The sequence below is a fragment of the Sphingobium sp. B11D3B genome (assembly GCF_025961735.1).
Lineage (GTDB): Bacteria > Pseudomonadota > Alphaproteobacteria > Sphingomonadales > Sphingomonadaceae > Sphingobium.
The window spans coordinates 34,190-57,315 of sequence record NZ_JAOQOF010000001.1 but is presented as its reverse complement, the minus strand read 5'-3'; the positions used below and the strand labels follow the sequence as shown (position 1 = coordinate 57,315).

Below are 23,126 nucleotides of genomic sequence, written 5' to 3'. Positions count from 1 at the left end.
ACCGCGCAAAAGCGAAAGGTCGCAGCGTCGCCGCACCACCCTCTGCCCCTCCTCGCATGAGGAGGGGGGAGAACGACGGGATCGCCACGCGACCCCGTCGCGAAGCAGTCTTAGATCTTGCCGACGAGGTCGAGCGAAGGTGCGAGGGTCTTCTCGCCTTCTTCCCACTTGGCGGGGCAGACTTCGCCGGGGTGGCTCGCCCAATATTGCAGCGCCTTGATCTTGCGGAGCAGTTCGGCAGCGTTGCGGCCGACGCCTTCCGGCGTGATCTCGACCAGCTGGATCGTGCCTTCGGGGTCCACGACGAAGGTGCCACGGTCAGCAAGGCCGACGCCTTCGCGCAGGATCTCGAAATTGTTCGAGATGCTGTGGTTCTGGTCGCCCAGCATGTAGTAGCTGATCTTGCCGATGGCCGGCGACGTGTCGTGCCAGGCCTTGTGGCAGAAGTGCGTGTCGGTGGAGACCGAATAGACTTCCACGCCCATGCCCTGGAGCGTCGGGTAGATGTCTGCCAGATCCTCAAGCTCGGTCGGGCAAACGAAGGTGAAGTCAGCCGGGTAGAAGAAGAAGACGGCCCACTTGCCCTTCACGTCCGCCTCAGTCACGTCGACGAACTTGCCTTCCTTGAAGGCCGTGGCGGAAAACGGCTTGATCGGGGTGTTTACGAGACTCATGTCTGCTCCTCTTGGTGAATTGACGCCTTGCACATAGGCATCATTGTTGTTCAGGCAAAATTGATTAATCTCAACGCAAAGATCGATTTTGTCGATCTCTACGCTGTCAATTGCGCGCCTGTCACACAGTTAGGGAGAAAACATGTCGGCTAAAGGACAGGCGCGACCATCCAACGCACATTGCGCCCTGCCGGTCTCGAACCGGGCAGGGCGTCATGTGGCCAGAGCGGTGCCGTGCTCGCCTTTCGCGAGATCAATCCTTGGCGAGATGCTCGGCAAAGAAAGGCAGGACGAAGGCCCGGAAGCGCTCGCGCACGCGATTGCCATGGTCGCCGTCATAGACGGTATAGCTGTGCGCAACGCCCATCCGGTCGAGCAGCTTGGCCATATCGCCATTATCCTTGATCAGCGTGTCCTTGTCCCCCACGTCAATCGCGATGGCCTTGAGGCTCTTGAGCGCCGGCAGATATTGCGGCGCCATGGCGAGCGGTGCATTGGCCGCCCATTGCGCGATGATCTGCGGCTGGACGACGCCCTTTTGCGTGCCAAGGTCGAGATAGAAGGGCGCCTTGTCCGGCGCGGGCGACCATGCCGAGGCTGCCGCGAAGTCGGCCCGCACGCCAAAGTCGCCCTTGAGCGCTTCATCCATGCTCATCGCTTCGAGGCGCTGGCTGCGCTCTGCATCCACCGGGCGGGCGGAGAGGCAGCAGGCGCTCATCGCGTAGATGCTCGAAAACACGCCGGGATATTTCATGGCAATGCGTAGCGTCCCGTAGCCGCCCATTGAGTGGCCGCTCAGGCCGCGCGACTCTTGCTTGGCGAGCGTGCGATAGTGCTTGTCGACATAGGCAACGAGATCCTGCGCAATGAAACGCTCGAAATTGCCCGTGGTCGGTGAGCTGGAATACATCGAGCCGCCATGGCGGGAGTTGGAATCCGGCACGACCAGAATCGCCTGGCGGTTCTTGGCCTCGGCGGTGTTCAGCGCATCGGCAAAGCCGATATATTTGTCATAGCCCTCGGCCGATCCCATGAAGCCGTGCAGGAAATAGACGACCGGATAGCGCTTGGTGCTCGTCGCATAATCCTCCGGGAGGAAGACGATCACGTCCCGGTCGGCGCTGTTTCCTTCCAGATTGCCTTCCACCGCCTGCGAGTGGACCTTGATATGCTCCACCTTCACCTCGGCCCGGCTGGCCGTCAGCGGGAGAAGCATCAGGGACGCCGCCATCAGGCAGCGGGCAAACAGGGATTTGGGCGGCATCACTCTCTCCTCAACGCGCGATCCGCCCTTGCGGGCGGATCGTTAGACCATAGCGTTAGCAGGAGTTGCACGACCGCCGCCGACCGCGCAACGCATTATGCGGTTGCGCGGTCGGGTCTGATCAGCGTGCCTTGGCTTTCTCTTCGGCAAGCAGCGCCTTTGCCTGCTGGTTGAGATAGGCGCGGATGGCCTCGGCTTCCTCGGGCTTGAGATAGGCCGCGAAGCTCGCCATGCCATTCTGCGCCAGCGCGCCGCCGATCACGACCTGCTGCCACAGATCCTTGTCGGCAATCAGCGGCGAGCGCCGCAGGTTCGGGTTGACCGGCCCGCCATGGCAGATTTGGCAGAACTGGAAGAAGCCCTTCTGGCCGGTCGCGATCTGCGCCGCCGTGAAGGTCTCGTTGCTCGGCGTCGGCTCGGGCTGCGGGATCGGCGTGTAGGGCGGCAGCTTGCCGGTGCCCTTGATCTTGAACGCCAGCACGAGGCCGTTGGGCATCTTGTTCTTCATGAACGGCGTGCCGCTTGCCATACCCATCGAGCCGCCATAGCCGGCCATGACGGCAATATACTGCTCGCCATTGACGCGATAGGTGATCGGCCCGGCCAGCACGCCGCGATGGGTCTGGAAGGACCACAGCTTCTTGCCATTGTCCGCGCTGAACGCCTCAAAGTCGCCATGCGGCGTGCCCTGGAAGACGAGGTTGCCAGCGGTCGCCAGCGTGCCGCCATTCCACGGCCAGTCGCGCTCGACTTCCCAGCGCGGCTTCTGCGTCACCGGATCATAAGCGACGAGCTTGCCCTTCACCATGGATTCGAGGGCCTTGCGGCGCCCTTCCACGGTATCGGGCAGACCCGGCATCGCCGGCGGATCGAGGAAGGACACTGCCGTATTCCAGCGCCCCTCATGGATCACGAACGGATCGGCATCGCCATAGACTAGCGGGTGCTCCATCGCCGGAATGTAGACCAGCCCGGTCTTGGGCGAATAGCTCATCGGCATCCAGGCATGGGCGCCGATGCCCGAGGGGATGACCAGCGCCGGCCCATTATCGTAGCGCACGCCGGGCTTCTCGATCGGCCGCCCTGTCTTGAGATCGATGCCCTCGGCCCAGTTCTGCCGCGCATAAGGCTTGGCGGAGATCAGCTTGCCGTTCGTCCGGTCGATCACATAGAAAAATGCGTTCTTCGGCGCCTGCATCAGCACCTTGCGGTCGCGCCCGTCGATCTTCAGGTCCGCGAGCATGATCTGCTGGGTCGCCGTGTAATCCCAGGTTTCGCCGGGATTGATCTGATAGTGCCACTTATAGGCGCCGGTATCCGGGTCGAGCGCGAGAATGGAGGAGAGGAAGAGATTGTCCCCCTTGCCGGCGCTGCGCCATTTGTGGTTCCAGGGCGAGCCATTGCCGACGCCGATGAGAAGCTGGTTCAGCTCCTGATCGTAGACCACGCTGTCCCACACGGTGCCGCCGCCGCCGAGCTTCCAGTAATTCTCGCCATACCAGGTCGGCCGGGCCAGCTTCTCCAGGATCGCGTCGGAGGCAGCGCCATCCGGTCCGTCCTTCGGATTGCCGGGCACCGTATAGAAGCGCCAGACGAGCTTGCCGGTATTGGTATCGTAGGCCGAGACATAGCCGCGCACGCCCAGTTCCGCGCCGCTATTGCCGATGATCACCTTGTCGCGCACCACGCGCGGGGCCATGGTGATGGTGTAGGGCTTCTTCTGGTCGACCGTGATGGTCTCCCAGACCTTCTGGCCGGTCTTGGCGTCGATGGCGATCAGCCGGCCGTCGATGGTGCCGACGAAGACGCGGCCCTTCCACACGGCGACGCCGCGATTGACGACGTCGCAACAGGCGTGCGCGGCCTTGGAGCCTTCATTCTCCGGGTCGAACTGCCAGAGCTGCTTGCCGGTCGCGGCATCGATGGCGACGACCTTGGACCAGGCGGTGGAGGTGTACATCACGCCATCGACCACGATGGGCGTGCCCTCCTGCCCGCGTGCGGTATCGAGCTCCAGCGCCCAGGCGAGGCTCAGCTCGCCGATATTGCCGTCATTGATCTGGGTGAGCCGCGAATAGCGCTGCTCATCATAGGTGCGGCCGTAGGTGAGCCAGTTGTCGTCATCCTTGCCAGCCGCCTCAAGCCGCGCCTGATCGATGGCGGCGGGGCCGAGCGACGTTTCGCTCCCCTCGACGCCGCTGCACGCCGCCAGAAGCATCGTCAGCACCGCAATCGGCACAGGCCGGATCGACCGCAACACCATAATCCACTCTCCTCTTCGCCCGACCCGCTCCGGCCCCGGCCTTGTCCTGATACAAAGATAAGAGGGGAATGCCCGGCAGGCAGTCCCCTCTTTCCCCCTTTTAGTCCGTCATCCTCAGAATTTGAACGACGCGCCGAGGTAGAAGCGGCGGCCATTCATATCATAGAAGTAGGCGTTGAACGGGCTGGCACCCACGCCGTTTCCAAGCGCTGCGCCCGTGTTATATTCGAGCAGCGGCGGCGCCTTGTCGAACAGATTGTCCACACCCCAGCGCAGCGTCGCGTCCCGCGTCACGGCGAACGAACCGTTCAGGTTGAACAGATCGTAAGCGGGCGCCCCGACAAAAGTGGTGGCGTTGTTGGAGGTGTAGGTGATCGACTTCGCGGCAGGCAGGTGCTGCCACTGTACCCCAACCGTGACAGGCCCGACCGCATAGCTGAACGAGTTCAGCATCTTCCAACGGAAGGAACCGGGATTGAGGCCGTTTTCGGCAATCGCCGCGCTGCCTGCCGGGCCCAGCGTGCCTGCATATTCAACCAATTGTCCGGCCGCACCGGCCGATGCCGGCAACGGCGCCGATTTCAGCGAGAGCAGATAGTTGAAGACGGAGTTCACGCTGAATGTGCCCGGACCCACCGGAACCGACCAATCGAGCTGCACATCGATACCCGAGGTGCGGAAACGCCCGTTGTTGAGGTAAGTGACCTGCACATTGCCCAACGCACCATCGCCGGCCACGCGCCCAATCGCCTGACAGGCTGCCGTCGCCGCAGCGGCTGTCGGATTGTTGGCGATCGCCGGATTGAAGACCGGATCGAAGCATTGGCGCTGCGCAGTGTCGAGGGTGAGCGGGCCGATGGCGTCGTCCACCTTGATATTATAATAATCGACCGTCAGTCGCAGGCGACGCAGCAACTCGCTGGTTGCGGTGGACCGCAGCACGGCGCCGAGAGTCCAGGTCTTGGCCTTTTCCGGCTGCACAGACGGGTTGCCGACGAGGGTCGGGAACGCAAAGGCCGGGCCCTGGGCATTGTAGAAAGCCGGGTCCGAGTAGAAAGTGTTAGCCGTGCCCGCAATCGTCTGATCCATCAGGATTCGGCAGACTGCCTGCACATTCGCTGCATTCGAATTCTTCGCCGTATTGGCCGACCATGCTAGGCCGTTATTGAGGCGGCAGACATCGCCGCCACCGGCAGCCGTGAAGGTCTGCTGCGGTGCCAGGAACAATTCGGCGACGTTCGGGGCGCGAACGGCCTTGTTGAAGCCGCCACGAATCGTGAGGAAGTCGGTGACTTCCCAATCGGCCATCGCCTTCCACGTAAAGGCATTGCCCGTCGTGTTGTAGTGCGAGTTACGCGCACCCACGGTCACGTCCAGCTTGCGGATCAGTGGCAGATCGGAAAGCACCGGGACGAGCAACTCGCCGTAGAACTCGTCCACGCGGATGAGCCCCTGCGAGTTGCCGCTCGGGTAGATGCCGATCGCCTGATCCTGGAAGGACGTGCCCTGCGAGGTCAACGTATCATTCTGGAACTCATAGCGATTCTGGCGATGGCTCGCGCCGACCGCCGCACGAACCTGACCGGCTGGCAGGTTGAACAGCCCGCCCTGAGCATTCGCTTCAAACACGCTCTGCTGCATGACCGCGCGGTTCTTGAGATCGGCCCGGATCGCGTCGATACAATCTTGCGAAACCTGCGCATTGGGATCGAACGGATTGAAGCCGCTCGTGCAGGTGGCTGAAGCCGCGCCGAAGCCGCCAAAGGCTGCGTTGCCCTGCGACTTGAAACCGGCGCCCCAGTTCGGTGACTGGATGACAGCGCGGAAGCGGGCGAGCGAGGCCGTCCCCGTGATCAGGGCGTTGGTTTCGGATTCACCTTGGGACGCATAGGCCTCCCAGGTCCAGTCCGTACCGGGGACCTTGCCTTCCAGGCCAGCCACCAGATTGTAGGTAAAGACGTCAGTACGCGCTTCACGATTGGCGTAGTTCAGATAGTAGGTGAGCTGCCACGGCGCCGTGGGGTTCCCGCGAGAAGCCAGCACCTGTGCCAACTCCGTTGGGATTGCTCGCCCATCCACCGGGATCAGCGCGGACCACCCATTCACCGAAGGCGAAGGCTGCTGGACCGTGTGAGTCTGAACGCGCGTGAACGTGCCTTGGGCGAAGGCGCCGATCCAGTCGTTGATTTCGTAATTGCCGCGTGCGTAGAGGTTATAGCGGTTGAGCGGCAGAACCAGCAGTTCGTCCTGGAAGTTCTGGCCGAGCGAGCCATCTCCCTGACGCTTCCATTTGAGACCCGTCAGATCGCCTTTGAAGCGCGACGCGCCGCCAGTGGGGCTTTGGAAGAAGCCGGTGAAGGCCGTGCCGTCGTCATTGAAATAAAGCCGGCTTCCGGCCGCCACATTCGGGACTGTTTGTCCTTGAGTGTTGACGGTGGTTCCGAACCAACTGTTGAGCAGTGCCTGATTGGGGTTGTTGCCGCCAATCGGCTGATAACCCGAAAAGTCCGGGAAGAACTCAGTGCCGGTGAACCGGGGGTCCTGCCAGGCGTTACGGAACCACGGTCGGTCGCGGCGCAGGGCGCTCTCGCGATCGTTCATGGACAGGCCAATGGTGATGTTGCCGCGCCCATCGTCGAAGTTCGCGCCCATGATCCCGCTGATCGAGAATTCACGGCCGTCGCCCCGCTGGGAGATGCCCATCTGGGTATCGAACTGAAGACCCTGGAAGTTCTTCTTGAGGATGAAGTTGACGACACCGCCAACGGCGTCGGCACCATAGGTCGCCGAAGCACCGCCGGTAATGATCTCGACCCGCTCGATAGCCGCGGCCGGGATCGTGTTGATATCCACCACGCCCAAAGCGTTGGCCGGCGTGGCACGGCGGCCATCGACCAGAACGAGGTTGCGGTTGGTGCCCAAGTTACGGAGAGAAACGGTTGCCGCACCCGGCGTGCTGGTTGCCGTCGGCTGAATATCGCTGGCAATTGCCGGCGTCTGCACAGGCGTAAACGCGGGAAGTTTGTTCAGGTTGGTCTCAAGCGCGGCGGTCGAGCTGTTCTGGAGCAGTTCCTGCCCCGCTGTGACGATCGGGCTGCTGGCTTCATAGTCGCGTCGAACGATGCGCGAGCCGGTGACCACGATGGATTGCTCGTCAGCGCCATCGGTCTGCTGCGCGATCGCGCCCGATGGCATGGACAGAACCGTCAGTGCCGTCGTGCACGCCAATGCCGCGCGCACGCAAAACGAGTCCATTTTTACAGACATAGTTTCCTCTCCCTTTTCTCAGCCGCCTCCCGACGGCTGCACTCCCGCCCACTTTCCGGAGCCCGATTCTGGATCGTCAGGTCGCTGACACAGCCTTGTCGGCACACTCTCGTAGTAAGCTAACTAATAGGCTAGGCGACGATCCGGGACAAACTCAAGCGGATAATATCATCGATAACGCAATCGAACGGAGTGTTGCCAATTAGGCACAATTTTCAGAATTTATATTTGTGCTTTAAAAACAGAGCTTTGCAGATCTTTTCAGTCCAAAAATCGCCGATAAACAAGGAGATGCCGCTGGCCAATAAGTGGATGAAGTCAATTTTCACAAAAACGCTTTCGACAATGCTGCCGGATTTCATGCAAATTCCGGGCTGCGATCCCGCGTAGCCTCCGTCGCGCGCCGCACGCGTTCGCCAAGGCTTGTGGCGTCGGCCAGCAGAGCTTAGATTGTGAGCATGGCCACCGCTGACCATCACATTCATACCCATGCCGAGCCGACGGGCATCAAGCTCTCCGCTGCGGCCCGCGCCACGCTCGAAGCCAAGGGCGAGCAGTGGACGGATATGCGCAGCGACATTTTCGATGTGCTCGCGGCCGAGGAAAAGCCGGCGTCTGCCTATGACATCGCAGACAAGGTCTCGCAAAAGCGTGGCAAGCGCGTCGCGCCCAACAGCATCTATCGCATTCTCGACCTGTTCGTGGCGACCAACCTCGCCCAGCGGGTGGAAAGCGCCAATGCCTATATCGCCAACGCCCATCCCGGCTGCCTGCACGACTGCATCTTCCTGGTCTGCAAGGCCTGCGGCGAGGCCACGCATATCGACAATGACAGGCTGACCAGCGAAGTCCGCCGCATTGCCGGAGAAGACGGGTTCGCAACCGAACGTCCCGTTATCGAAGTGCTGGGCACCTGCGCCAAATGCGCCTGACCTGAGGCGCTCATAGGCACTGCGACATAGCGCCCTGCCCCTTAGACCAGTTGCCGCAATATGCGATGAGCGTATCATCACAGGTTGGATGACCGTTCGACAATGGCCGGTTAACGCACTAGATAAGAGCCGATGATGGACCAGCCCGAGACGCCCCTGCTCGATCAGGTGCGCACCCCCGCCGATCTTCGCAAGCTCGCCCCCGAACAACTGCGGCAGTTGGCCGATGAGTTGCGCGCAGAAACGATTTCCGCTGTCGGCACGACCGGCGGCCATCTGGGCTCCGGCCTTGGTGTCGTCGAGCTGACGACCGCCATCCATTATGTGTTCAACACGCCCGACGACAAGTTGGTCTGGGATGTCGGGCATCAATGCTATCCGCACAAGATCCTGACCGACCGGCGCGACCGTATTCGGACGCTGCGCCAGGGCGGTGGCCTGTCCGGCTTCACCAAGCGCGCCGAGAGCGAATATGATCCCTTCGGCGCCGCGCATAGCTCCACGTCGATCAGCGCTGCGCTTGGCTTTGCCATCGCCAACAAGCTGAGCGGCCAGCCCGGCAAGGGCATCGCGGTCATCGGGGATGGCGCCATGTCTGCCGGCATGGCCTATGAGGCGATGAACAATGCGCGCGAGGCCGGCAACCGGCTCGTCGTCATCCTCAACGATAATGACATGTCCATCGCGCCGCCGGTGGGCGGTCTCTCGGCCTATCTGGCGCGGATCGTCTCCAGCCGCGAGTTCCTCTCAGTGCGCGAAGCGCTGCGCAAGCTGGCGCGCAAGCTGCCCCGCCCGCTCCATCAGGCCGCCCGCAAGACGGACGAGTTCGCCCGGGGCATGGCCATGGGCGGCACGCTCTTCGAGGAGCTGGGCTTCTATTATGTCGGCCCCATCGATGGGCACAATCTCGACCAGCTGATCCCCGTGCTGGAGAATGTGCGCGACATGGCCGATGGGCCGGTGCTCGTCCATGTCGTCACGCAAAAGGGCAAGGGCTACGGCCCTGCCGAGGCGGCCGCGGACAAATATCACGGCGTCCAGAAGTTCAATGTCGTCACCGGTGAGCAGGCCAAAGCCCCCGCCGGCCCGCCGAGCTACACCAATGTCTTTGCTCAGGCACTGATGGCCGAGGCCGAGCGCGACGAAAAAATCATCGCGATCACCGCTGCCATGCCCTCGGGCACCGGGCTCGACAAGTTCCAGAAGACCTTCCCGAACCGCTGCTTCGACGTCGGCATTGCCGAGCAGCATGCCGTGACCTTTGCCGCCGGCCTCGCCGCGCAGGGGATGCGCCCGTTCGCGGCGATCTACTCGACCTTCCTGCAGCGTGCCTACGATCAGGTGGTGCACGATGTCGCGATCCAGAACCTGCCGGTGCGCTTCGCCATCGACCGCGCCGGGCTGGTCGGTGCGGATGGCAGCACTCATGCCGGCAGCTTCGACATCACCTATCTCGCCACCCTGCCCAACATGGTGGTAATGGCCGCTGCCGACGAGGCCGAGCTGGTCCACATGGTCCACACCGCCGCCTGTCATGACAGCAGCCCCATCGCGCTGCGTTACCCGCGCGGCAATGGCGTCGGCGTGCCCCTCCCCGCCAAGCCGGAGCGGCTGGAGATCGGCAAGGGCCGCATCGTGCGCGAAGGCAAGCGCGTCGCCATCCTGTCGCTCGGCACGCGGCTCGAGGAAGCGCTCAAGGCCGCCGATGCGCTGGACGCACGCGGCCTCTCCACCACCGTGGCCGACTTGCGCTTCGCCAAGCCCTTGGATGAAGCGCTGATCCGCAAGCTGCTCACCACCCATGATGTGGCGGTGACGGTCGAGGAAGGCAGCATCGGCGGCTTCGGCGCGCATGTGCTTACGCTCGCGAGCGACGATGGCCTCATCGACGCCGGCCTCAAGTTGCGCACCCTGCGCCTGCCGGACGTGTTCCAGGATCAGGACAAGCCGGAAAAGCAGTATGACGACGCCAGGCTGAATGCGCCGCATATCGTCGAGACCGTGCTGACGGCGCTGCGCCACAACAGCACCGGCATCGAGGAGACCGGAGCGCGGGCGTGACCGCCGGCACCATCCGCACCGGGATCGGCGGCTGGACCTATGAGCCGTGGCGCGGCACCTTCTACCCGGCCGATCTGCCCAAGGCGAAGGAACTGGACTACGCCGTCAATCATCTCGCGACGATCGAGATCAACGGCACCTTCTACCGCACCCAATCCCCGGCGACCTTCGCCAAATGGCGCGACGCGGCGCCGGACGGGTTCGTCTATGCGGTCAAGGCGCTGCAATATTGCGTGGCGAAGAAGAAGCTCGCCGAGGCCGGCGAATCGATCGGCAAATTCCTGAATTCAGGCCTGTCCGAATTGGGCGACAAGCTCGGGCCGATCCTCTGGCAGTTCCGCCCGACCCGTCAGTTCGATGCAGACGACATGGCCGCCTTTTTCACCATGCTGCCGAATAAGATCGATGGCGTTCGCACCCGCCACGCCGTCGAGGTGCGTCATCAAAGCTTTGCCTGTCCCGAATTTGTCGCCATCGCCCGGCAGCATGGCGTCGCCATCGTGATCGCCGATCATGACGAGCACCCGCAGATCGCCGATCGGACCGCCGATTTTGTCTATGCCCGCCTGATGAAGAGTGATGAACAGGTCGAGACCGGCTACGCAGCCGCCGATCTCGATAAATGGGCTGCGATCGCCCAATCATGGGCGGCCGGACAGGCGCCAGAAGCGCTGAACTATGTCACGCCGGACAAAGCGCCCGCGCAGCCCCGCGATGTTTTCGCCTACTTCATTTCCGGTGCAAAAGAGCGCAATCCCGCAGCGGCCATGGCGCTCGCCGAGCGCCTGACCGCGCGGGATTGATCCGACGGATCAGACCGGCATCTGCGCGTGATCGCCGGCTTCTTGCGGATCGATGCGGCTGCCGGTCAGCAGCTTGAGGCGGCCCTTGATGCCAAGATCGGCCGTCCAGATTTCGATGTCGCCAAGGTCCATGCGCAGCACCAGCAGCTTGGGGTCATCGCGGCCGTCGAACCACGCTTCGACCGGATTGCTCCAGAAGCGATCGATCAGTCCCTCGTCGGTTTCCTCGACAAGCTCACCTGAAACGCAGGCGAACACATCATGCCCCTTGGACATGAACTGCGCCATGGCCGGCCCGCCGGACGCAAGGCGATTGTCACGCTCGGTAAAGAACCAGACGGCACCGCCATAAGCCGGGCCGAGATCCTTATCGAGGCAGGCATGCATAGGCAGCGCATGCTCGTCGCTGCCGTTGCGGCGGACCATCAGCACCGGGCTGGCGGCCAGCGCCTTCCAGAAATCATCCTTGATATCGTGAGACATGAGTGACTCTCCTTTCCCCCGCTCAACGAGCCGCTGAGCGGAAAGGTTGCAGCGCTGCCCTTCGGGGCGGCGCCGTCACTCATGCTGATAAGCTGCGCCTTATTGCGCGGACGCAACCACGCGCGCGAACTGGCCGTCACCCTCGGGCGCGGCAATGATGTCCTGCGTGACACGGCCCTTTTCGAGCACTTCCGTCTTCGGGTCGCCAACGACCGAACGGATGCCGACCTCGGCCAGCGAGCGGCCGGCTTCGCGCAGCGCGGAGGTCTCCGCGCCGCTGCGCGCAGCGGTACCGCCGAACATCGCTTCCAGCGCCTGCTGGTTGAGATTCTGCTGGCTGGCCGCCGTGCCGGGCGCCGGGGGCGAGAGCGAGAAGTCCGGCGGAATGACCAGCGGAGGCTGGCGGGAGACAGCCATTTCGTCCGGCCGGTCACGGTTGAACAGGCTCGTGCCTCCGCAGGCGGACAGCAGGGTCAGGCCGGCGAGCACAACCGGAAGACGATAAGACAGACGCATGTTAACGGGACTCCTTCGCTGCGGTCTTTTCGCGCAGCAGCAGCGCGCGTGCAAGCAGGATGACGACGCCGATACTGATTGCGGCATCGGCAAGGTTGAAAATGAGGAACGGCCGCCACTCGCCAATGTGGAAATCGGCATAGTCGATGACGTAGCCCAGGCGCACCCGGTCGATGATGTTGCCGATGGCGCCGCCCAGCACGAGGCCGAGCGCCAGCGCGTCATCGCGCTCCTTCTCACGCCAGATCCACCAGAGCACGAAGGCGGAGACGGCCATGGTCATGGCGACCAGCGCCCAGCGCATCACATCCGTCTCGGCGTGGAAGAAGCCCATCGAAATGCCGCGATTCTCGGCATAGGTCAGCTTGAAGAACGGAATCAGCTCGATGCCGACAAGGCCGCGCTCGTGCAGTTCCAGCACCTGCGTGACAAAATATTTGACGAGCTGGTCAAGCGCAGTCACGCCGAGCGCAAGCGCCACCGCCGCCTTGCGCCAAGCCCCGGCAAGCGCCGCGCTCATGCCAGCACCTCCGCGCAACGCCCGCACAGGTCGCCATCCGCGTCCACCTCGGGCAGATGGCGCCAGCAGCGGCCGCATTTGTGTTTGTCCGTCGCGGTGATCGCCGGGGCGGCCAGATCGGCATCCTGCGTCACGCTGGCCACGATGCACATCTCCGCAAAATCCACGTCCTCGGGCACATCGGCCATCCGCACATCCGCCGCGAGGCTGGAGCGAACGACCTTCTCGCGCCGCAGAGGCTCAATGGCTTCGTTCACCTGATCGCGCGATGAACGGATTGCCGCCCAGCGCACGCCGAGCGAGGGATCGCGCCAGAGCCGATCCACCTCGGGCCATTCGAGCAGATGCACGGAGCCATCCTCGCTTGGATAGCGAGCCTGCCAGACTTCCTCGGCCGTGAAGGGGATGATCGGCGCGGCATAGCGCACCAGCGCGTGGAAGAGATGGTCCAGCACGGTGCGATAAGCGCGGCGCTTGTCCGTCTCCGCGCCCGTCGCCGGGTTCACATCGCAATAGAGGCAATCCTTGCGGATATCGAAGAAGAAGGCCGACAGGTCATTGTTGGCGAAGTCGTTGAGCGCGCGGGTATAGCGGCCGAACTCCAGCCAGATGTCCCGCTCCTCGCCCTTGTCGACCACCGCGCGCAGCTCCACGTCCAGCTCGGCGAGGCGATGGAGCATATAGCGCTCCAGCTCCGGCATGGCAGAGGTCGCCACCCGATCCGCCGCCTCGAAGCCGGCGAGAGCGCCCAGCAGATAGCGGAAGGTGTTGCGCAGCTTGCGATAGGCATCCGAGGCGCCGGCCAGCACTTCCTTGCCGATGCGCACATCATCGAAATAGTCGGTGGAGGCCGCCCACATGCGCAAGATGTCGGCGCCGCTCTCGTCCATCACCTTGAGCGGATCGACCGTGTTGCCCAGGCTCTTGGACATCTTGCGGCCCTGCCCGTCCAGCGCGAAGCCGTGGGTGAGCACCGCGCCATAAGGCGCATGACCGCGCGTACCGCAGCTTTCCAGCAGCGAGGACTGGAACCAGCCGCGATGCTGGTCCGATCCTTCGAGATACAGGTCGGCGCGGGCACCCTCGCCATAGCGCGCCTCGACCACGAAGGCGTGAGTCGAGCCGCTGTCGAACCACACGTCGAGAATGTCGTTGACGACCTCATAGTCCGCCAGCGCATAGTCCGGGCCGAGCAGCGCCTGATGATCCGCGCCGAACCATGCATCCGCCCCGCCCTGCTTGAACGCCTCGACAATGCGGGCATTGACGGCGGGATCGTTGAGATACTGGCCGGTCTGGCGGTTCACATAGAGCGCAATGGGCACGCCCCAGGCGCGCTGGCGCGAGATCACCCAGTCCGGGCGGTCGCTGACCATGGCGTGGATGCGGTTGCGTGAGCGGGCCGGCACCCAGCGCGTCGCCTCGATGGCATCGAGCGCCACTTCGCGCAGCGTCGGGCCGTTGCTGAGCGGCGCAGCGGCGTTGACGCCCAGCGCGATGCCCGCACCGATGCCAGCGAGCGGCGCGATCTCGACGTCGGACGCGGTGCTCGCCTTGTCCATCGGAATGAACCATTGCGGCGTGCAGCGATAGATGATCCGCGCCTTGGAGCGCCAGCTATGCGGATAGCTGTGCTGGAAATCGCCGGCGGACAGCAGCGCCCCGGCCTCACGCAGATCGGTGAGGATCGGCCCATCGGGACCGTTGAACTTCGTATTGATGACACTGCCCTGCCCACCGAGCCACGCCCAGTCGTCACGGTAGCGGCCGTCGTCGGTGACGGCGAACACGGGATCGATGCCGACCGCCTTGCAGGCGATGAAATCTTCCTCGCCATGATCCGGCGCCATGTGGACGAGGCCGGTGCCGGCATCGGTGGTAACATGATCGGCCGCGATGAACGGGCGGGGACGGTCGAAGAAACCGACCTTGCCACTTCCAGCACCCCCGTCACCCCGGACTTGATCCGGGGTCCAGCTGCCTTCGGCGCCGGTTGAAGAAGAAGCGGGATCCCCGCTTTCGCGGGGATGACGAAGGAGATTGGCCATCGGGTGGCGCGCGATGGCGCCGGCTAGGTCTTTGCCGGTGCCAGTCCAAAGCGGCTTGAAAAGGTAGTCGGGAACAAAGCCCGTGCGTCCTCGGAACTCATCGAAGAGGCGCGCCGCCACTAGCACCACGCCTTCCCAGACCGTCTTTAAATTATTGTCGGTTGAAGGAATCGACTTATCGATGAATTCCTGCTGCCGCCCGCGATGAGCAACATATTCAATATCCTCCCCATAAGCGATCCCTTGGTTCACAGGGATCGTCCACGGGGTCGTCGTCCAGATCACGGCACTGACCTTTTCGCCAGCGTCAATCAGCTTCTGGATTTCCGGCGCATTCGGCGCCGCGACAATCTCGAACGCCAGATCGATCTGCGTCGAGGTGACATCCTCATATTCCACCTCGGCCTCGGCCAGCGCGGTCTTTTCGACCGGGGACCACATCACCGGCTTGGCGCCGCGATAGAGCTGGCCGCTCTCGGCGAACTTCAAAAGCTCGCCGACAATCGCTGCCTCGGCCTCGAACTTCATAGTGAGATAGGGGTCTTCCCAATCGCCCATGATGCCGAGGCGCTTGAACTGCTCCTTCTGCACGCCCACCCACTTGTCCGCATAAGCGCGGCACTGGGCGCGGAATTCCTGCGGGGGAACCTCGTCCTTGTTCAGCTTCTTCTTGCGATATTCCTCCTCGATCTTCCACTCGATGGGGAGACCGTGGCAATCCCAGCCGGGCACATAGGGCGCATCCTTGCCGAGCAGGCTCTGGCTGCGCACGATGATATCCTTCAACACCTTGTTCATCGCATGGCCCATGTGAATGTCCCCATTCGCATAAGGCGGGCCATCATGGAGGATGAAGCGGGTGCGGCCCTTCCGCTCCGCGCGCAGCTTGCCGTAGAGATCCTGCGCCTGCCAGCGCGCGAGGATGCCCGGCTCCTTCTGGGCGAGACCGGCCTTCATCGGAAAGTCGGTCTGCGGCAGGAAGACGGTGCTCTTGAAGTCTTCGCTCTTCTGGCTTGGCTGGTCAGTCATGGGCTTCCGGCAATCGCTATGGCGTCCGCATCGGGCGAGGCGCGGCGTCCGCCCCTGGCTGCCCTGCGCAGACGAACAGGAAATCAGCGCCCGCCCCTACGCGAGGGCGCGCGCTGGCGCAAGCGACGGGCGGCTCCACCGGCGCCGGCAAGGGCACATCGCGCCGCCCGCCGTGGAACTACACGCCGGGCCGGACGTTCCTTTGAGCAGCATCTGGGATGCGCGCGCGGGACACAGCCTGGGAGATCGCTGTCGTCCAGCCGTTTAAAAAGACCGGGAGGGTTGCATGTCGCTTCTCAACATCATCATCATCTTGATCGTCGTCGGCGTGTTGCTGTGGCTCATCAACACGTACATTCCTATGGACGGCAAGATCAAAAGTATCCTCAACATCGTCGTGGTGATCGCGGTGGTGCTCTGGCTGCTGCAGGCCTTTGGCGTGCTCGGCTCGCTTGGCGGCGTCCACGTCAACTAGCTGACGTCGATCAGCCCTATCAAATCCCCATTTCAGCGGCGCGCAAGTCGGCCGCGCAATAATCGAACGAGGTTGTCCATGAAACTTCCCGCCACTCTCGCCAGCCTGGCCCTCATCTCGCTGCCCATCGCAGCCTGCAGTGAGAAAGCGCAGCAGGAAACCAGCGAAGCGGCCGACGCCGTCGGCAACGATGTCGAGCATGCCGGTGACCATGCCGCGCAGGAATCCCGCGAGGCAAGCCGCGAGGCCGGCGCCGCCGCCGACCGCATCGGCGACGACATCCAGCAGGGCGCGCGTGAAGCCGGCGCCGCGGCGGATCGCGTGGGCGACGACATCAGCCGTGGCGCGGACGCCGCTGCCGACCGCACCGGCGCCGCGCTGGAAAACACCGGACGCGCAATTCGCGACTAAATCTGAGGGGTAGCGCCTCCCGGCGCTACTCCGCGTATATCAAGGAAGGGCGGCTCGGTTTACGGGCCGCCCTTTTTGCGTCTGGGCAGCACAGCCCACATTCTCATGCTTTATCAAGATGATCGACGCGCTCTTAGAAGATCGCTTGTCACGCGATCCATAATTCCTTACATCAGGAATTAACGGTCGCTGAGAGCCGTCTTGGGAGAGTGAACATGAGAGCTTTGTTGTTGTGCACCGTCGCGTGCGCCGCCTTCATCCCCACCGCTGTCGCTGCGCAGGGCGCCGCGGTTTCGCCGGCGGATACGACCAGTGATGGTGGCCTGGTCGACATCATCGTCACGGCCCAGCGCGTGGAAGAGAACAGCCAGCGCACCCCCCTCGCCGTCGACGTGATTCGGCCCGAGGAACTGACCCGCCAGAATGTTGTGCGCGCAGAAGACCTCTCGCGCATCTCCCCGTCCCTGTCCGCATCCGGCGGTGGCGGGCCGACGACGGTGTTCTTCGTGCGCGGCGTGGGCAACTCCACCGTCAATGCCTATTCGGACCCGGCGATCTCGTTCAACTATGACGGGGTCTACATCGGTCGTCCCACCTCGACGTCAGGCGTGTTCTACGACCTGCAGCGCGTCGAAGTGCTCAAGGGACCGCAGGGCACGCTCTATGGGCGCAACGCCACGGCGGGCGCCATCAATGTCATCCCCAATCGGCCCAAGCTGGGCGAGACATCCGGCAGCGCGACCCTGGGTTATGGCAATTATAACTGGTTCACGGGCCAGGCAGCCCTGAACGTGCCGCTCGGCGAAACTGTCGCGCTGCGTGCCGCCGGCACGTTCTCGCACCGCGATGCCTTCCAGACCGACGGCACGGGCAACCAGCGCGAACATGGCGGCCGCCTGCAGATCTATGCCGAGCCGACGCCGGACCTCTCGTTTCGTGTCGCTGCCGATTATGCCCATCAGGGCGGCGCGAGCAGCAGCGGCTATTATCTGGGCGCGGTCAACCCGACCTTCGGCCCGAACGGCCCCTCGGGCTACCAGTTCGTGCCCAGCAACTTCTCGACCCAACAGGGCCTGCTCGATCCAGCCTCAAACGCCTATCTGGCCCCGCGCTTCTTCACGCAGGTCGGCCGAGCCGGCGCGGTCGTGGATGGCGTGCCGTTCAACGACAATGATTATTGGGGCATCACCGCCGAGCTGAACTACACCACGCCCGCCGGCACGCTGACGGTCCAGCCCGCCTATCGTGAGGCGGACCTCGAATATGCCTTCAACGGCGTGTTCCGCCAGGGTTACACCAAGGAAAAGGACAAGCAGACCAGCGTCGAAGCCCGCTGGACGGGGGACTTCGGCCCCTCGATAGATTATCTTATCGGCGCGATGTACTTCGACGAGGAAATCGCAGCAGTCGCCCGCTATAACCAGCAGAGCCTCTCGCCCTATCAGAACTTCCGGACGAAAACGGAAAGCTGGGCAGGCTTCGGCAAGCTAACCGTGCGCCCAGTCGAACAGCTGAGCCTGACGGCCGGCGCCCGTTATACCTCAGACAAGAAGCGGTTCGACGGCACCTCGAATGTCTACATCCTGTTCTGCGGCAATCCCGCGCCGCCGCAGGATATCTGCCCCACCCTGCCGTTCATCCCGTTGGCAGAGACGGAAGCCGATTTGCAGGCCTTCTATGGCCAGCGCGGTATCCCGATCACGCCGGTCCCGCTCTTTGCGCTGCCGCCGATCGCCGGCGGTTCTCAGACCGCACCTTTTGTCCTGCGCTCGCAAATCCCGATCAATTCCGGCCTGACGAACAACAAGTTCACCTATCGCCTGGCCGCGCAATATGATTTCTCGCCGCGCAACATGGTCTATGCCAGCTTCGAGACGGGCTATCATGCCGGCGGCTTCAACTTCGCACGCGGCCTTGAAACCTATCGGCCGGAAACGATCGACGCCTACACCATCGGCACCAAGAATCGGTTCCTCGACAACCGCCTGCAGGTGAACCTCGAGGGCTTCTTGTGGAAGTACAAGGACCAGCAGTTCAGCCAGTTCGGCTATGATCTCGGCACGCCGCCCTCGACCGTGTTCCTGACGCGCAACATCGGCAACAGCACGATCAAGGGGCTGGATCTCGACGTGGAATTCATGGCCACGCCGAACACCCTGCTCTCGGCGAATGTGCAGTATCTCGACACGAAATATGACAGCTTCGTCTACTTCGCGCCGAACCAGGGCCTACCGGCCAACACCACCTGCGCCTCGACGCCCCAGCAGCAGGTGACGCCGGGCGGCACAATCAACGTGTTCCGCATCGATTGCTCCGGCAACCAGGCGTTCAACTCGCCTAAATGGTCGTTCAATCTCGACGCGCAGCAGACCATTCCGCTCGGCACATACAAGGCTGTGCTGCAGGGCGGGACGCGCTATCGTGGATCGAGCTATTCTACGGCGGACTATCTGCCCTATCTCCGGTCGGAAGCGGCGTTCGTGAGCTATGCGTCGCTAACGCTCGCAACGGAGGATGACCGGGTCTTCGTCACGGCGTACATCAACAATATCGAGAACAATCAGCGCCTCATTACGGGCAACATCACATCGGCCTCGCTGGTCACGGCCAGCGCAGAACAGCCCCGGACCTACGGTCTGCGTGTCGGCGGCAAGTTCTGAGCAAGGTCAGGCTCATCCAGGGAGTTATGCATGGTTAGCGTTACCGATCTTCATTATGTCGCCATGGCCGTGCCGGACCTTGCCAAGGAACGCGAGTTCTACGGCAAGACCTGGGGGCTGATTGAGGTCGCGGAGCAGGACGGCCGCGTCTACTTCGCCGCCGAAGGCATGCCCCACCCCTATGTGATCGTGCTGCGGGAAGACGCGGAGAAGAAGACTGATCTCGTCGGCTTCTCCGCCGCCTCCAAGGAGGACGTGCTGGCGATCTTCGAACAGGTGAAGGCATCCGGCGCAAAGATCATCAGCGAGCCCGCTCCGGCCAGCGGCCCGGCCGGGGGCTTCGCCTTCCGCTTCTTCGATCCGGACGGGCGGGCGATGGAAGTGATCTGCGACAGCACCCCGCGTGAGTTCCGCAAGCTCGACAAGGGCGAGGCCATCCCCATCGGTATCAGCCATGTGGTGTTCCACTCGCCCGACCATGTCGCGCTCGCAGACTTCTACCAGAAGGCGCTGGGCTTCCGCCTGTCCGACTGGATCGGCAAGTTCATGGTCTTCCTGCGCTGCAACTCGGCGCACCACCGCCTCGCGATCCTCCCCGGACCGCCGGCACTCAACCACATCGCGTTCGACGTGAGTTCGGTGGACGAGCTGATGCGCGGCCTCGCACGGATGCATGAGAGCGGTATCAAGCTGAGCTGGGGGCCGGGGCGGCACACTGCGGGCAACAACACCTTCAGCTACTTCGTCACGCCCAACGGCAATGCCGTCGAGTACACTTCCGACCTTGAGGAAGTGAACGAGGACAGCTGGCAGGTCACGCATTATGAGCCAGGGCCAAACACCATCGATCAATGGGGCACCGGTCGCATCATCACCGGCAATGTGCCCCATGCCGAAATGCAGCCCGACAAGGGCCTGTGGCAGGTTCCGGCCTAAGAAAGGCGCTTACAGCATGATCCGTACAGCATTGGTCGTCGGCGGCGGCGTCGGTGGCATGAGCGCGAGCCTGTCTCTCGCCAAACGCGGCGTCGCCGTGGAATTGATCGATATCGACCCGCAATGGCGCGCTTATGGCGCTGGCATCAGCGTTACCGGGCTGTCCTTGCGGGCGTTCGATGACCTCGGCATTCTGGATGAAATCCGCGAGCAGGGCTTTGTCGGCACCGGCTTTCGCCTGCGCACGCCCGACGGCGCGGTGGTGATGGAAACGCCGCGCCATGCCGGGCTCGCTCCCATCGATTCGAGCGGCGGCATCATGCGCCCGGTGCTTCATGCCATCTTGCAGAAGCATGTTCGCAAGGCCGATGTCACCGTGACGCTGGGCGTCGAGCCGCGCGGGTTCAGGGAAAGCGGGGACGGGGTGACCGTCGCCCTGTCCGATGGCACGGAGCGCACCGTCGATCTGGTCGTCGCGGCCGATGGCATCCAGTCCAAGACGCGCAAGACCCTGTTCCCCGATGCCCCGGCTCCGCAGTTCACCGGACAGGGCTGCTGGCGTATCGTCGCCGACCGCCCCGAGGGTCTCAACGGCGCCGAAATGTACATCGGCGGCCCGGTCAAGCTCGGCCTCAATCCGATCTCACAAGACAAGCTCTACGCATTCATCCTCGAGCATGTGCCGGACAATCCCTGGTATGCCGATGAGGACATGCTGCCACGCGTCGCCGAGCTGCTCGCGCCCTATGGCGGCGACATCGTCAAAATCCGGGAAAGCCTCGGCGAAGACTCGCTGGTCAATTACCGCCCGCTCGAATGGCAGCTCCTGCCCCTGCCCTGGCACAAGGGGCGCGTGGTGGTGATCGGCGATGCCGCCCATGCCACCACGCCGCATATGGCCTCGGGCGCCGGCCTCGCTGCCGAGGATGGCCTCGTACTCGCCGATGAGCTGGCGAAGACCGACGATGTCGAAGCCGCACTGACCGCCTTTGGCCTGCGCCGGTTCGAGCGCGCGCGGATGGTGGTAGAAAACTCGGTGCGGATCGGCGAGATCGAGATGGCCGGCGGCAATCAGGTGGATGCCAACAAGATGCTCGGCGGAACGATGCAGAAACTCAAGGAGCCCTATTGATGACGGTTGGTTTGGCGACAGTGGGCACGGCTGCCGTGCTCGTCCGCGACGATCGCTTCGTCCCGCTGGCCCATTGGGGCGAGCAGCGCGACCTGCCCGGCCTTCTGGCGGCGTGGGACGAGATCCTGCCGCAGATCGAGCGCTGGGCCGCTGACGAGGCGGCCTTTGCCGGTGCGCAGAGCTTTGCCGAGGCCGATGTGCGGGCGCCCTATCGCCCCGGGCAGGTGTTCTGCACCGGCGCCAACTACAAGAAGCATGTCGTCGGCCTTGTCATGGGCGACCCCTCGATGCGCACGGCCCATGCCGAGGCGATGAGCGACGACGAGCGCCGCCGCAAAGTCGAGGAGATGATGGACGCCCGCGCGCAGGCGGAACCCTATTGCTTCATCAAGCTGCCCTCCTGCGTGGTCGGTCCGCGCGACGCCGTGGTGCTGCCGCGCAACGTGATCAAGCCGGACTGGGAACTGGAACTGGGCGTGGTGATCGGCAAGCCGGCCCGCCACGTCTCCGCCGCGCAGGCGATGGACCATGTCGCCGGCTTCGTGGTGGTGAACGACGTCACCGCGCGCGAGCAGATTTTTCGCCGCGATGCCGGCGGGCTGGGCGCGGACTGGCTCTCGGGCAAATGCTTCCCGACCTTCCTGCCCTTCGGCCCGATGATCGTGCCCCGGCAGTATGTCGCCGATCCCTATGATCTGACGATCACCCTGTCGGTCAACGGCAAGGTCTATCAGAACGAGTCGACACGCGACATGATGGTCAGCATCGAGCGGCAGATCGCCTATCTCTCCGATCGCGTGGAGTTGATGCCGGGCGACGTGATCTGCACCGGCTCGCCTTATGGCAATGGCTCCGCCTTTGGCGTGTTTCTGCAGCCGGACGACGAGATGGAAGGCATGATCACTGGCCTCGGCACCCAGCGCAACCGCTGCGTGGCGGAAGGCGCCAGCTAGGTGCGGGGCCGCAGGCCGTTCATCAGCAGGTCGACGACGAATTCCTCATATCGGCTGATCAGCTCCTCGGCAGCGATATCTGCCGGGAAGAGCTGCCTGACCACGGGCTCGGCAGTCGCAAAGAAGTCGAACAGTCCGAGGACCGCGACGTGAAGCAGGGCAGGATCGACGTCCCTGATCGAACTGGAGTCCCGCGCGAGCACTTCGCCCAGCCAGGCGACAGCCTCGCGGTTCATCTCGCCGAGGCGCTCGCCCACGTCGGACGATTTCGCGTCCGCCAGCTCGTCGACCATCAGCCGGTGGATATGGCGGTTGGAGCGGGTGAACCGCGCCGTGCGGCGAATATTATCTTCCACCACTTCATGCGCCGGGCGCGGATCGCGGGCGCTATAGGGCACCCGATCCATCATCGAAGTCGCAACCGCCAGCAGCAGGTTGCTGCGGTCCTTGAAGTAATAGCGCACCAGCGCCGGGTCCACGCCCGCTTCCCGCGCGATCATGGCAATCGAGATGCGCTCGGGCGGATGCTCCTTCACAAGCCGTTCCGCCGTTTGCAGTACGACCTCGCGCCCAACCCCATTTTCGGCCGGCCGGCCCTGCCCCCGTTTGCGCGGTTTTTTCGCTTCACCCATGATGCTACGCTTGGCGCGAAAAATATATTCCTGCAAATAGGAATTGCTGGACCGCGCGCAATCGCTA

Annotated in this window: 19 protein-coding genes; 9 read left to right on the top strand and 10 right to left on the bottom strand. The window is 63.4% G+C overall.

The features are described 5' to 3' along the window. Positions 1–110: 110 nt before the first annotated feature. The 5 genes from ahpC to M2333_RS00255 all read right to left on the bottom strand — a co-directional run bounded on the left by ahpC (position 111) and on the right by M2333_RS00255 (position 7,944). A complete protein-coding gene (gene ahpC, locus M2333_RS00280) occupies positions 111–674 on the bottom strand; it encodes an alkyl hydroperoxide reductase subunit C (protein WP_181560465.1) in 564 nt (187 codons plus the stop codon). Positions 675–927: 253 nt separating this feature from the next. Next, on the bottom strand, positions 928–1,938 hold the full coding sequence (locus M2333_RS00275; RefSeq protein WP_264610467.1) for an alpha/beta hydrolase: 1,011 nt from the start codon (positions 1,936–1,938) through the stop codon (positions 928–930). A 121-nt stretch (positions 1,939–2,059) separates the two neighbouring features. After that, the gene (locus M2333_RS00270; RefSeq protein ID WP_264610466.1) at positions 2,060–4,201 is read right to left on the bottom strand and encodes a PQQ-dependent dehydrogenase, methanol/ethanol family; all 2,142 of its coding nucleotides are present in this window, start codon (positions 4,199–4,201) and stop codon (positions 2,060–2,062) included. 114 nt (positions 4,202–4,315) lie between these two features. Next, positions 4,316–7,456, bottom strand: coding sequence for a TonB-dependent receptor domain-containing protein (locus M2333_RS00265; protein ID WP_319801288.1), 3,141 nt, complete (start codon positions 7,454–7,456; stop codon positions 4,316–4,318). Positions 7,457–7,683: 227 nt separating this feature from the next. Then, the gene (locus M2333_RS00255) at positions 7,684–7,944 is read right to left on the bottom strand and encodes a hypothetical protein (RefSeq protein WP_264610465.1); all 261 of its coding nucleotides are present in this window, start codon (positions 7,942–7,944) and stop codon (positions 7,684–7,686) included. On the opposite strand from M2333_RS00255, the gene M2333_RS00250 reads away from it, so the two are divergent. The 3 genes from M2333_RS00250 (at position 7,927) to M2333_RS00240 (ending at position 11,264) form a co-directional block, all read left to right on the top strand. Then, positions 7,927–8,400, top strand: a complete 474-nt coding sequence (locus M2333_RS00250) for a Fur family transcriptional regulator (RefSeq protein WP_264610464.1) — start codon at positions 7,927–7,929, stop codon at positions 8,398–8,400. The two genes, M2333_RS00255 and M2333_RS00250, sit on opposite strands and share 18 nt — an antisense overlap. Positions 8,401–8,532: 132 nt before the next feature. Next, on the top strand, positions 8,533–10,461 hold the full coding sequence (dxs, locus tag M2333_RS00245) for a 1-deoxy-D-xylulose-5-phosphate synthase (RefSeq protein ID WP_264610463.1): 1,929 nt from the start codon (positions 8,533–8,535) through the stop codon (positions 10,459–10,461). Further along, a complete protein-coding gene (locus tag M2333_RS00240) occupies positions 10,458–11,264 on the top strand; it encodes a DUF72 domain-containing protein (RefSeq protein ID WP_264610462.1) in 807 nt (268 codons plus the stop codon). The genes dxs and M2333_RS00240 overlap by 4 nt, the downstream gene beginning before the upstream one ends. Before the next feature lie 9 nt (positions 11,265–11,273). On the opposite strand, the gene M2333_RS00235 is transcribed toward M2333_RS00240, so the two are convergent. The 4 genes from M2333_RS00235 to ileS form a co-directional block, all read right to left on the bottom strand. Then, entirely contained in the window at positions 11,274–11,747 is a 474-nt protein-coding gene (locus M2333_RS00235) for a pyridoxamine 5'-phosphate oxidase family protein (protein WP_181560471.1), read from the bottom strand. A 99-nt stretch (positions 11,748–11,846) separates the two neighbouring features. After that, complete coding sequence (locus tag M2333_RS00230) at positions 11,847–12,263, bottom strand: DUF3035 domain-containing protein (protein ID WP_181560472.1); 417 nt, start codon at positions 12,261–12,263, stop codon at positions 11,847–11,849. 1 nt (position 12,264) lies between these two features. Beyond that, positions 12,265–12,783, bottom strand: coding sequence for a signal peptidase II (lspA, locus tag M2333_RS00225; protein WP_264571159.1), 519 nt, complete (start codon positions 12,781–12,783; stop codon positions 12,265–12,267). After that, positions 12,780–15,860: an isoleucine--tRNA ligase gene (ileS, locus tag M2333_RS00220; RefSeq protein WP_264610461.1), complete on the bottom strand. Its 3,081-nt coding sequence runs from the start codon at positions 15,858–15,860 to the stop codon at positions 12,780–12,782. The genes lspA and ileS overlap by 4 nt, the downstream gene beginning before the upstream one ends. A gap of 286 nt (positions 15,861–16,146) precedes the next feature. On the opposite strand from ileS, the gene M2333_RS00215 reads away from it, so the two are divergent. The 6 genes from M2333_RS00215 (at position 16,147) to M2333_RS00190 (ending at position 22,427) form a co-directional block, all read left to right on the top strand. Continuing rightward, complete coding sequence (locus tag M2333_RS00215; RefSeq protein ID WP_181560474.1) at positions 16,147–16,335, top strand: Thivi_2564 family membrane protein; 189 nt, start codon at positions 16,147–16,149, stop codon at positions 16,333–16,335. A gap of 78 nt (positions 16,336–16,413) precedes the next feature. Continuing rightward, positions 16,414–16,746: an entericidin EcnAB gene (locus M2333_RS00210; protein WP_181560475.1), complete on the top strand. Its 333-nt coding sequence runs from the start codon at positions 16,414–16,416 to the stop codon at positions 16,744–16,746. 215 nt (positions 16,747–16,961) lie between these two features. Next, on the top strand, positions 16,962–19,406 hold the full coding sequence (locus M2333_RS00205) for a TonB-dependent receptor (RefSeq protein WP_264610460.1): 2,445 nt from the start codon (positions 16,962–16,964) through the stop codon (positions 19,404–19,406). 30 nt (positions 19,407–19,436) lie between these two features. Continuing rightward, positions 19,437–20,342 (top strand): VOC family protein, encoded by a 906-nt coding sequence (locus M2333_RS00200; protein WP_264571162.1) that lies wholly within the window; start codon positions 19,437–19,439, stop codon positions 20,340–20,342. A 16-nt stretch (positions 20,343–20,358) separates the two neighbouring features. Beyond that, complete coding sequence (locus tag M2333_RS00195; RefSeq protein WP_264571163.1) at positions 20,359–21,474, top strand: FAD-dependent oxidoreductase; 1,116 nt, start codon at positions 20,359–20,361, stop codon at positions 21,472–21,474. After that, the gene (locus tag M2333_RS00190; protein ID WP_264571164.1) at positions 21,474–22,427 is read left to right on the top strand and encodes a fumarylacetoacetate hydrolase family protein; all 954 of its coding nucleotides are present in this window, start codon (positions 21,474–21,476) and stop codon (positions 22,425–22,427) included. The genes M2333_RS00195 and M2333_RS00190 overlap by 1 nt, the downstream gene beginning before the upstream one ends. On the opposite strand, the gene M2333_RS00185 is transcribed toward M2333_RS00190, so the two are convergent. Further along, on the bottom strand, positions 22,424–23,059 hold the full coding sequence (locus tag M2333_RS00185; RefSeq protein ID WP_264587753.1) for a TetR/AcrR family transcriptional regulator: 636 nt from the start codon (positions 23,057–23,059) through the stop codon (positions 22,424–22,426). The genes M2333_RS00190 and M2333_RS00185 overlap by 4 nt on opposite strands. Positions 23,060–23,126: the final 67 nt, after the last annotated feature.

Excerpts from the sequence above, each read along its gene's own strand:
- ahpC (WP_181560465.1), bottom strand. The coding sequence starts at position 674 with ATGAGTCTCGTAAACACCCCGATCAAGCCGTTTTCCGCCACGGCCTTC.
- M2333_RS00275 (WP_264610467.1), bottom strand. The coding sequence starts at position 1,938 with ATGCCGCCCAAATCCCTGTTTGCCCGCTGCCTGATGGCGGCGTCCCTG.
- M2333_RS00270 (WP_264610466.1), bottom strand. The coding sequence starts at position 4,201 with ATGGTGTTGCGGTCGATCCGGCCTGTGCCGATTGCGGTGCTGACGATG.
- M2333_RS00265 (WP_319801288.1), bottom strand. The coding sequence starts at position 7,456 with ATGGACTCGTTTTGCGTGCGCGCGGCATTGGCGTGCACGACGGCACTG.
- M2333_RS00250 (WP_264610464.1), top strand. The coding sequence starts at position 7,927 with ATGGCCACCGCTGACCATCACATTCATACCCATGCCGAGCCGACGGGC.
- M2333_RS00255 (WP_264610465.1), bottom strand. The coding sequence starts at position 7,944 with ATGGTCAGCGGTGGCCATGCTCACAATCTAAGCTCTGCTGGCCGACGC.
- dxs (WP_264610463.1), top strand. The coding sequence starts at position 8,533 with ATGATGGACCAGCCCGAGACGCCCCTGCTCGATCAGGTGCGCACCCCC.
- M2333_RS00235 (WP_181560471.1), bottom strand. The coding sequence starts at position 11,747 with ATGTCTCACGATATCAAGGATGATTTCTGGAAGGCGCTGGCCGCCAGC.
- M2333_RS00230 (WP_181560472.1), bottom strand. The coding sequence starts at position 12,263 with ATGCGTCTGTCTTATCGTCTTCCGGTTGTGCTCGCCGGCCTGACCCTG.
- lspA (WP_264571159.1), bottom strand. The coding sequence starts at position 12,783 with ATGAGCGCGGCGCTTGCCGGGGCTTGGCGCAAGGCGGCGGTGGCGCTT.
- ileS (WP_264610461.1), bottom strand. The coding sequence starts at position 15,860 with ATGACTGACCAGCCAAGCCAGAAGAGCGAAGACTTCAAGAGCACCGTC.
- M2333_RS00215 (WP_181560474.1), top strand. The coding sequence starts at position 16,147 with ATGTCGCTTCTCAACATCATCATCATCTTGATCGTCGTCGGCGTGTTG.
- M2333_RS00210 (WP_181560475.1), top strand. The coding sequence starts at position 16,414 with ATGAAACTTCCCGCCACTCTCGCCAGCCTGGCCCTCATCTCGCTGCCC.
- M2333_RS00205 (WP_264610460.1), top strand. The coding sequence starts at position 16,962 with ATGAGAGCTTTGTTGTTGTGCACCGTCGCGTGCGCCGCCTTCATCCCC.
- M2333_RS00200 (WP_264571162.1), top strand. The coding sequence starts at position 19,437 with ATGGTTAGCGTTACCGATCTTCATTATGTCGCCATGGCCGTGCCGGAC.
- M2333_RS00195 (WP_264571163.1), top strand. The coding sequence starts at position 20,359 with ATGATCCGTACAGCATTGGTCGTCGGCGGCGGCGTCGGTGGCATGAGC.
- M2333_RS00190 (WP_264571164.1), top strand. The coding sequence starts at position 21,474 with ATGACGGTTGGTTTGGCGACAGTGGGCACGGCTGCCGTGCTCGTCCGC.
- M2333_RS00185 (WP_264587753.1), bottom strand. The coding sequence starts at position 23,059 with ATGGGTGAAGCGAAAAAACCGCGCAAACGGGGGCAGGGCCGGCCGGCC.